Raw genomic sequence first — 9,503 nt, 5'->3', positions numbered from 1 at the left:
CGGCGTCGGGAAGACGACGACCGCGCTCAACCTCGCCGCCGAGCTCGACGCGGTGCTCGTGGACGCGGACCTCGGGATGGCGGACGTGCCCGCTGGCCGCGGCCCGGACCTCCACGACGTGATTGCGGGGCGCGCGGACGCCGTCGAGGCGGTCCGGGAGGCGGACGGCGTCTCGCTGCTCCCCTGCGGGCGGACGCTCGCCGGCGCCCGCGAGGGCGACCCGCGGCGGCTCGTGGACGCACTGCGCGCCGTCGCGGACGCGTACGGCGACGTGGTCGTGGACTGTCCCGCGGGCCTCCGCGCGGACGTCGGCCTCCCGCTGCTGGTCGCGGACGCTGCGTGCTCGTGACGACGCCGGACAGGGCCGCGCTGGCGGACGCGCTCCGCGCGCGCTCGCTGGCCGTCGAACTGGACGCCGGCCTCGCGGCCGTCGCGTACAACCGCGCGCCGGAGGCGAGCGAGGCGGTGGCGAACGCGCTCGGCGCCCCGGTCGTCGCGGTTCCCGACGCCGACTCGGTCGCCGCGGCGATGACCGCGGGGCGGCCGGTCGCGGCGGTGGACGGCGAGGCCGAAGCCGTGGAGCGGTTCGGAGCGCTGGCGGAACGAGTGCGGGCGGCCCGCGAATAGTCAGCGCAGGTCGTCGTACGTCGACCGGAGCGTGACGGGGGTGACGTCCGCGACGTCGGCGGCGTCGGCCTGCGTGAGCGGTTCGTCGCGGTCGCGGGCGGCGGTGTAGAGGCAGGCCGCTGCGACGCCGCTGGGGTTGCGCCCGGAGACGAGGTTCCGGGACTCGGCTTCCTCGACGTACTCGCGGGCGGCGCGCTCGACGGCCTGCGGGAGGTCGAGTTCGGTTGCGTACCGCGGGAGGTAGTCGCGGGGGGTCGATGGGGCCGGTCGGCAGGCCGAGCTCGCGGTTCATCGCGTCGTAGGCCGCGGAGAGTTCGCTCTCGTCGGCGCGGGCGACGGCGTCGACCTCGCCGAGCGTGCGCGAGAGCGCGTTCGTCCGGCAGACCGCGTAGACGGCCGCGGCGGCGAACCCCTCGATGGAGCGCCCGCGCAGCAGGTTCTCGGTCTGCGCGGAGTCGAACAGCGCACAGGCCTGGTCGCGGACGCTCCGCGGGAGGTCGAGTTTGCCGACGAGCCGGCGGATCTCCGTGAACCCGTACACCTGGTTGCGGTCGGCCTTGGAGGGGATGGAGGCGCGCTTGTGCTGGCGGCGCATCCGCTTGAGGCGGCGGCGCTTGCGTCCCTTCACGCGGGTCGAGCGGCCGATCTCCGTGGAGAGGCCGCGGTCGTGGCGGGCGCGCGTGAGCGGGGCGCCGGTGCGCTCGGGGTCGCTGTCGTCGTCGGCGAAGCTCCGCCACTCGGGGCCGCGGTCGATGCGGTCCTCGGAGACGACGAGGCCGCAGTCGGCGCAGACGCGTTCGGTCGCACGCTTCCGGACGGCACCCTGACACTCGGGGCAGGTCGCTGACTGACTCATCTCACCTGAACGTAGGGCCCACAGCAGTATTTAAACGCGGGACGGAACCGCCGATTTCGGCCGTTCGAGCGCCCGAGAGCGTACCGATTACCGGTACGTTCCGACGGGGGCCGGCGTATTTCTCGTCAGTATGCACTCGAAATTTTAAGTGGTGGAGGGGAGAATCTCCGTGCATGGGACTCGCGGACATCGCGGCGGGAGTGCGGACGACGACGCGCCAGCGCGAGCGCGGGGTCGCCAGCGTCGACCGGACCGCGGAGTCGCTGGCGTCCCGCCTCGCCGCGTTCGAGGACGACCTCCCGGTGAGCGCGGAGGCCGCGGCGACGATGGCGGAGGCGTACGCGGGCGGCGCGAGCGTCGGCGACGCCGCCGACGAGGCGGGCGTGGCGCCGACGACCGCGGCGAAGGCGCTTCACCGGCTCGGCTTCGCGGGGCTGTCGCCGTTCTCCCCGCTCCAGCGCGAGATTCTCGAGGACTGGCTCGCGGCGGAGTGCTCGCGCGCGGACGCCCTCGAACTGACGGGCGCCGGCGAGCGGGAGTTCGCGCTCGCGGCGTTCGTCGCCACCCACGAGCCCGTCGACGGTGCGGCCGAAGCCGTGGAGAGCGCGCTGTCGAACGCGGGCGACGCGATGGTCGAAAAGCGGGACGCGCTCGCGGCGACGCTCCCGGACGCGTAGTCAGGAGAGCGTCTGGCGCGCGGCGTCGAGCAGCGACGCTTCTTCGAGGTCGACGGCGACCTCGGTCTCGAACAGCGACTCGGCGAGCGCGACGAGTGCTGCGGTAAACTCGCCGTCGCCTGCGAGCGCTGCTGGTACCTCCGGCACCCCGGTTTCTGCGTGCTCGGGAATCGCGTGGTCGGCGTCCGGCCGCGCGTCCGCGGTGCGGTTCGCGACCGCGAGGTCGAACTCGGTGCCGACGTCGGCGAGGCGGCCGCGGGCGCGCTGGAGGCTGTCGACGCCGCGGTCGCCCCGCGGGAGCACCGCGGCGTTGCGGTCCGCGCTCGTGACGGCGGCGACGGCCTGGTTCGCGGCGACCGGCGGCGTATCTACGAGCACGAAGTCGTGGGCGGCCCCGAGGTCATCGAGCCGGGCGTCGAGGCGCTCGGCGGCGGCAGGCGCCTTGGCGTCGGCGATGCGCGCGAACGGCGCGAACGCGGGGTACGCGGCGACCTCGCCCGGCGCGTCGGGCGCGAGGTCGTGGCGGGCGTCGGCCGCCTCGGCGTCCGGGTCGACGAGGAGGTCGGTGGCGTCGGTGTCGATGCGGCCGTCGACGTACTGCGCGAGGCCCTGCGTGGCGAACGCGGCGTCGAAGACCGCGGCGCTGGCGCCGTCGCGGGCGAGCGCGGCGGCGGTCTCGACGGCGAGGCGGGTCGTGCCCGCGCCGCCGGCGACGCCGACGAGCGCGGCAGTTCGTGGCTGCATGCCAGTAGTTTCCCCGTCCGATGACACTAAAATTCGCGTGTTCCCGGCAGCTATTCTTCGCCGGCGCTGGCGGCGATGTCCTCGGCGATGTCGTCGAGCTCGTCGTCGGAGAGGTCGGGGCGCTCGCCCGCGACGGCGTGGACCGGGCGGCCGCCGTCGTCGTCGAACCGCGGGATGATGTGGCCGTGGACGTGCGGGACCTCCTGGCCGGCGGCCTCGCCGTTGTTGAACGCGACGTTGCTGCCGTCGGCGTCCACGCTGTCCTCGACGATGGGCGTGAGGTAGTGCAGCGCCGCGAACATCAGTTCGCCGCTCTCCGGGGGGGACCTCGTCGAGGGTCTCGTGGTGGTCCTTGGGGATGACGAGGGTGTGCCCGGGCGCGAGCGGGTTCGCGTCGAGGAACGCGAGCACGTCGGCGTCCTCGTAGACGACGCGCGCGGGAATCTCTCCGTCGACGATCTGGCAGAAGATGCAGTCGTCGGCCATGTGCGGCCCAACGCGGGCCTCGATGAAAAACCTACTCGCGGGTCAGCGGCCGGCGACGCTGTCCCGGAACTGGTCGCGGTCGACGACGCGCAGCGTGAGGTCGCCGGTGGCGACGGAGGCGCCGTCGTCGCGTTCCGCGCGACAGGCAAAGGATAGGTCCGGGCGGTCGACGCCGACGAGCGTCGCGGAGACGTCGACGTCGCGGCCGACGGCGACGGGCGCGAGGTGGGAGACGGACGCGCCGCGTTCGACGACGCCCGTGCCCTCGGGGATGTGGCCGCGGAGCGCCTCGCGGACGACGACCTCGAACTGCGCGAGGAGGTACGGCGTCCCGAGCACGCGGGTGGCTTCCTCGGGCGCGGCGTCGACGGCCGCGGGGTCGCCCGGCGGGTCGTCCTGCGCGCCGAACGCGACGGTGGCGTGCTCGGCGTCGAGCGTGAACGTGGACTCGCCGTGGAGGTCGGTGTCGGCGAGCGCTTCGAAGGCGTCGGCCATGGCTGACGGGACGGCGTTCCCGGTGTTAGTCCTGACGGCGCGCGCTCGCGAGGGCGTCCCGGAGGCCGGCGACGTACGCGTCCCGCGAGAGGTCGATCCGCGACAGCCAGACGTCCTCGTAGGACGGGTGGAGCGCGGGGACGAGCGCGGCGTCGAAGCCCGGCCAGTCGAGCGAGCGGCCCTCGCGGACGCACGCGCCGACCGTGGCCACGAAGCCGTCGAGGTCGCGGCCGGCCAGCGACAGCAGGCTCGCGGTGGCGTGCTTCCCGGTCGTGAGGACGGCCGCGGGCTGGATTTCCGCGAGTTCGGTTTCGAGGTGGCCGGCGCACGCCTCGCGTTCCTCGGGCGTGGGGTCGCGGTTCTCCGGCGGGTGGCACTTCACGGCGTTCGTGAAGTACGCGTCCGGGTGGCCGAGGGCGGCGGCGAGGTCGCGGACGCGCCGCCCGGAGTGGCGGGTCGTGTACGCCATCCCGGTGTAGTTGCCGCCGCGCCACTGCTCGGCGTCCGGGTCGCCGGCGCCGGGCGCCTCGCCGACGACCACGAGGTCGGCGTCGCGGTCGCCCTGTCCCCACGAGATGCAGTGCCGGGACTCGGCGAGCGCGGGACAGCGCTCGCAGCCGGGCCGGAGGACGTTCCGGGTGCCGGGGTCGGGGAACTCGGGCACGGGAGCGCGTCGGGCCGGCGACACCAATAGGCTTGCGCGGGCGGCCGGCGTACCGTCGCCGCGAGGAGAACAGAAGGGCTATGAGCGGCGGCGGGATACCCCGGAATATGCTCGACAACGCCGCGGAACTGGTCGACCTCGCCGTGACGCTCGCGTACGCCGTCGTCGGCGCCGGCCTCGTGGGGACCGGTCTGCTCGCGGAACTGCGCAGCGTCGCCTCGCTCGGGAGCGGCGAGCTCGTGCTCGGCGCGTGGCTGGCGGCCATGGGCGTCGTCGCCATCGCCGCGGGCACGATGCTGTTCACGGACAAGGTGGGAACCCGGCTCGGCGGCGCGTAATCAGGCGCCGACTGTACAATCGATTATCCTTTGAGGTGCGAGCGAGACGGGTACGCCATGAGCCGATTCGCCGACGTCCCCGACCAGTACGACCCCGACGAGGTCGAAGACCGGGTGTTCGACTACTGGGACGACGTCGACGCCTACGAGCAGACCAAGCAACACCGGGCGGACGGCGAGGACTTCTTCTTCGTCGACGGCCCGCCGTACACGTCCGGCGCCGCGCACATGGGGACGACGTGGAACAAGACCCTGAAGGACGCCTACATCCGCTACCACCGGATGCAGGGGTACGACGTCACGGACCGCCCGGGCTACGACATGCACGGGCTCCCCATCGAGACGAAAGTCGAGGAGGAACTCGGTTTCGACTCGAAGAAGGACATCGAGGAGTACGGCGAGCAGAACTTCATCGAGGCGTGCAAGGAGTTCGCCGACCGCAACCTCGAGGGCCTCCAGGAGGACTTCCAGAGCTTCGGCGTCTGGATGGACTGGGACAACCCCTACAAGACCGTCGACCCGTCGTACATGGAGGCGGCGTGGTGGGCGTTCGACCGCGTCCACGAGCGGGACCTCGTCGAGCGCGGGCAGCGCTCCATCAGCCAGTGTCCGCGCTGCGAGACCGCCATCGCGAACAACGAGGTCGAGTACGACGACGTCACCGACCCCTCCATCTACGTCGCCTTCGACCTCGACGACCGCGAGGGGTCGCTGGTCGTGTGGACGACGACGCCGTGGACGATTCCCGCCAACCAGTACGTCGCCGTCGACGAGGACGGCACCTACCAGAAGGTGCGCGCGACGAAGGGCGACGAGGAGGACGTGCTGTACGTCGCCGAGGAGTGCGTCGAGGACGTGCTGACGGCGGGCCGCTACGAGGACTACGAGGTCGAGGAGACGTTCCCGGGCAGCCACATGCTCGGCTGGACGTACACGCCGCCGCTCGCGGAGGAAGTCCCCGCTAACCCCACCGAGGCCGACGGCACCCACGAGGTCTACCACGGCGACTGGGTGGAGGCCGACCGCACGGGCCTCGTCCACTCCGCGCCCGGCCACGGCGAGGAGGACTTCGAGCGCGGCCAGGAGCTCGGCCTGCCGGTGTTCTGTCCGGTCGGCGGCGACGGCGTCTACACCGACGAGGGCGGGGCGTACGAGGGGCAGTTCGTCCGGGACGCCAACGAGGACATCATCGAGGACCTCGCGGGGAAGGGGTCGCTGCTCGCCGAGGAGGAGGTCACCCACTCCTACGGGCACTGCTGGCGCTGCGACACGGGCATCATCCAGATCGTCACCGACCAGTGGTTCATCACCATCACGGACGTCAAAGACGAGCTGCTGGAGAACATGAACGAGTCGGAGTGGCACCCGCAGTGGGCGCGGGACAACCGCTTCCGCGACTTCGTGGAGGACGCGCCGGACTGGAACGTCAGCCGGCAGCGCTACTGGGGCATCCCCGTCCCCATCTGGACGCCCGAGGACTGGGACGGCGACGTCGACGACGTGCTCGTCGTCGGCACCCGCGAGGAGCTCGCGGAGCTCGCCGACCAGGACGTCGACCCGGAGACCGTCGACCTCCACAAGGACACCGTCGACGACCTCACCATCACGCGGGACGGCACGACGTACACGCGCGTCCCGGACGTCTTCGACGTCTGGCTGGACTCCTCGGTGGCGTCGTGGGGCACCCTCGACTACCCCGAGAACGAGGAGGACTTCGAGGAGCTGTGGCCCGCGGACCTCATCATGGAGGCCCACGATCAGACCCGCGGCTGGTTCTGGTCGCAGCTCGGCATGGGCACCGCGGCGCTGGGCGAGGTGCCCTACGAGGAGGTGCTGATGCACGGGTACGCGAACATGCCGGACGGCCGCGGGATGTCGAAGTCGAAGGGCATCACCATCGAGCCGAACGAGGTCATCGAGGAGTACGGCGCGGACCCGATGCGCCTGTTCCTGCTGTCGGTCAGCCCGCAGGGCCAGGACATGCGGTTCTCGTGGGACGAGACCGAGAACATGCAGCGGGACCTCAACATCCTCTGGAACGTCTTCCGGTTCCCGCGGCCGTACATGGCGATGGACGACTTCGACGCGAACGTCCCCGAGCCGTTCGGCGGCGACGGCGCGGGCGTGAGCGTCGACGACGTCGCCCTCGAGACCGTCGACCAGTGGCTGCTGTCGACGCTCCAGCGCGTGAAAGGCGACGCCACGGAGCACTGGGAGGCCTTCGAGCAGCACAAGGCCCTCGAGGAGATTCTGGAGTTCGTCACGGGCGACCTCTCCCGGTACTACGTGCAGGTCGTCCGCGAGCGCATGTGGGAGGAGGGCGACTCCGAGTCGAAGACCGCGGCGTACGCCACCCTCCAGCGGGCGCTGCTGGAGGTGACCGCGCTGCTGGCGCCGTACGCGCCGCTCGTCACGGACGAGCTCTACCAGCACCTCACTGACGGCGACGCCTACGACACCGTCCACATGTGCGACTGGCCCGAGGTGCGGGAGCGCTACCGCCAGCCCGCCCTCGAGGACGACGTGGCGACGCTGCGGGACATCGAGGAGGCGGGCAGCCACGCGCGCCAGCAGGCCGGCCGGAAGCTCCGCTGGCCCGTCACGCGCATCGTCGTGGACGCCGACGACGACCGCGTCGCGAGCGCGGTCCGGGACCACCCGAGCCTGCTCCGCGACCGCCTGAACGCGCGCCGCATCGAGGTCGTCGACGAGAGGGCGACGACTGGGGCGAGCTCGCGTTCAGCGCGCGCGCCGACATGAGCGTCCTCGGCCCCGCGTTCGGCGACGACGCCGGCGAGGTCATGCAGGCGCTCAACGACGCCCACGTCGAATCCGCGGACCTCGACGCGCTCGCCGAGCAGGTCGAAGAGACACTCGGCCGCGACGTGGAGCTCACGCCGGAGATGGTGGAGTTCGTCGAGGAGACCCCCGAAGACGTCGCGGGCGCTGACTTCGACGGCGGCACCGTCTACGTCGACACCGAGCTCGACGAGGACGTCGAGAGCGAGGGGTACGCCCGCGAGGTCATCCGGCGCGTCCAGGAGATGCGCAAGGACCTCGACCTCGAGATGGACGCCGAGATCCGGCTCGACGTGATGGTCTTCGACGACCGCGTCGCGCGGCTGGTCTCCGAGCACGAGGACCTCGTGAAAGAGGAGACCCGGGCGCGCGAGCTCGGCGAAGTCGAGGACGGCTACCGCGAGGAGTGGGACGTCGAGGGGACGAAGATCGCGCTCGAAGTCGAGGAGCTGTAACACCGGTCTCGACCTCGAGACGTCGTTGCATCGGGGTCGGCATCGAGGCGCTGTAGCGCGACAGCCTCTCTGTATCTGGACGGTGTGGACGTGGTGGATGTGACGGACGCGGTACTGTCGTCCGGCTGCGGTGACGGAGAACGTGGGGAGCCGGACGAGGGGGAGCGCGGGACGAAGGCGAGCGGTAGCTCCGCGGTCGTTACTCGTCGGTCTCGTTGCCGGCCACCGTCTCGACGACGATGCCGTCGCCGGAGCTGGTCTCGTTCACCAGCACCGTCTCGACGGCGACGCTATCGCCGTCCAGGATTTCACCGTCGACCGTCTGAACGACGAACGCGTCGCCGGTGGCGTTCTCGACGGTGATCGACTCGGCGACCTCCACAGCGACGTGTTCAGCGTGACCGCGTCAGCGGACTCGTCTCGGGCACCGGACGCCCCGACGAGGCGCACGGTGTCGTCGCCGAGGTCGACGACCGCCGCAACGCGCGGACGCTGTTCGCTCGTCGAACTCTCGTCGATGCCGGGCGCGGGCGTCACGACGACGTGCGCGGCGTCACCACCCTGTACGAGGGCGCCGTAGACGTCCAGCGCGAGCGGCTTGTCGGCCTCGAACAGGTCGCGGAGTGCGCCGCCGGTCTCCGCGTCGGCGAGCAGGAGTTCGGCGACGGCTTCGCCGTCCGCGTCGCGGTCGTCGAGCCAGTTGTGATGGTCGACGACCGCGAACTCGTAGCCGTCGACGGTGGGTCGGTCGGCGGGCTGTACCTCTTTGTCGGGCGCGCTCAGCGGCGCGGCGCCAACACCGCCGGCTGCGAGGGCAGTGACGGCGAGCGCGGCGAGCGCGACTGCGAGCGACTTCGCGTTCATGGTGTTCTCGGGCAGTCCAGCACGCGGCGCCGACGGCCGCCGACGGACCGGGCGCCGGACTGCTCGGTCGACCCTTGTCTGAAAGCCCATTTAGCCGTCTGTTGGAAACGACGGAGAAACCGGTTCGAAACCGCCGAGAAACGGGTTTTCCGTCTAGAGCAACACGACGACGTTCCCCATGCCGCGGCGCTTTCGTTCGACGAGGTCTCTCGCCTCGAGGCTGTCGAGCGCGCGGCTCACGGACGCCTTCGAGATGTCCGTCCGGTCGACGATGTCAGCCTGTGGGAGTACGCCGTCGGCGTCCAGCACGGCCTCATAGACGGCCGCTTCATTGCTCGAGAGGCGTTCGGCGGTCGCCTCCCACTGCTCGCGGCGCGCCTCGAGGAGGTCGTCGGTTCGTTCCTCGGCGGCGTCAAGCGACGGAACGCCGCCGTCGCCGTGCGCCGTGGCGGTCGGTGGCATCGCCGACTGCTCCGCGTTCGCGCGGTCGTCGGCGTC

At 71.6% G+C, this 9,503-nt stretch carries 7 protein-coding genes and 4 pseudogenes; 4 read left to right on the top strand and 7 right to left on the bottom strand.

Annotated features, from left to right (window positions below):
* Positions 1 to 627: pseudogene (locus GJ634_RS16730) on the top strand (chromosome partitioning protein ParA); the annotation flags it as partial.
* On the opposite strand, the pseudogene GJ634_RS12355 reads toward GJ634_RS16730, so the two are convergent.
* A pseudogene (locus GJ634_RS12355) lies at positions 628 to 1,483 on the bottom strand (transcription initiation factor IIB family protein).
* A gap of 173 nt (positions 1,484 to 1,656) precedes the next feature.
* Between GJ634_RS12355 and GJ634_RS12350 the strand changes: the two are divergent.
* Positions 1,657 to 2,160: a hypothetical protein gene (locus tag GJ634_RS12350; protein ID WP_157503072.1), complete on the top strand. Its 504-nt coding sequence runs from the start codon at positions 1,657 to 1,659 to the stop codon at positions 2,158 to 2,160.
* Here the strand turns inward: GJ634_RS12350 and GJ634_RS12345 are convergent, their stop codons facing one another.
* From GJ634_RS12345 to GJ634_RS12330, 4 genes and pseudogenes are all read right to left on the bottom strand, one after another.
* A complete protein-coding gene (locus GJ634_RS12345) occupies positions 2,161 to 2,904 on the bottom strand; it encodes a division plane positioning ATPase MipZ (RefSeq protein WP_157503070.1) in 744 nt (247 codons plus the stop codon).
* Between the two features lie 50 nt (positions 2,905 to 2,954).
* A pseudogene (locus tag GJ634_RS12340) lies at positions 2,955 to 3,390 on the bottom strand (HIT family protein).
* A gap of 42 nt (positions 3,391 to 3,432) precedes the next feature.
* Positions 3,433 to 3,885 (bottom strand): thioesterase family protein, encoded by a 453-nt coding sequence (locus tag GJ634_RS12335; RefSeq protein ID WP_157503068.1) that lies wholly within the window; start codon positions 3,883 to 3,885, stop codon positions 3,433 to 3,435.
* 25 nt (positions 3,886 to 3,910) lie between these two features.
* On the bottom strand, positions 3,911 to 4,549 hold the full coding sequence (locus tag GJ634_RS12330) for a uracil-DNA glycosylase (RefSeq protein ID WP_331714155.1): 639 nt from the start codon (positions 4,547 to 4,549) through the stop codon (positions 3,911 to 3,913).
* Positions 4,550 to 4,656: 107 nt separating this feature from the next.
* Here GJ634_RS12330 and GJ634_RS12325 point away from each other — a divergent pair, with 107 nt between their 5' ends.
* Positions 4,657 to 4,887, top strand: coding sequence for a hypothetical protein (locus tag GJ634_RS12325; protein ID WP_197425515.1), 231 nt, complete (start codon positions 4,657 to 4,659; stop codon positions 4,885 to 4,887).
* Between the two features lie 57 nt (positions 4,888 to 4,944).
* Positions 4,945 to 8,141, top strand: a pseudogene (ileS, locus tag GJ634_RS12320) (isoleucine--tRNA ligase).
* A gap of 264 nt (positions 8,142 to 8,405) precedes the next feature.
* On the opposite strand, the gene GJ634_RS12315 reads toward ileS, so the two are convergent.
* Both GJ634_RS12315 and GJ634_RS12310 read right to left on the bottom strand, forming a co-directional pair.
* Positions 8,406 to 9,005 (bottom strand): hypothetical protein, encoded by a 600-nt coding sequence (locus GJ634_RS12315; RefSeq protein ID WP_157503063.1) that lies wholly within the window; start codon positions 9,003 to 9,005, stop codon positions 8,406 to 8,408.
* A 153-nt stretch (positions 9,006 to 9,158) separates the two neighbouring features.
* On the bottom strand, positions 9,159 to 9,503 hold a 345-nt coding region (locus GJ634_RS12310; protein ID WP_157503061.1), incomplete at its 5' end, for a MarR family transcriptional regulator.

The sequence above is a fragment of the Halobacterium sp. CBA1126 genome (assembly GCF_009741975.1).
In the GTDB taxonomy this organism is placed as follows: domain Archaea; phylum Halobacteriota; class Halobacteria; order Halobacteriales; family Halobacteriaceae; genus Halobacterium.
This window is presented reverse-complemented; position numbering and strand designations above follow the sequence as displayed.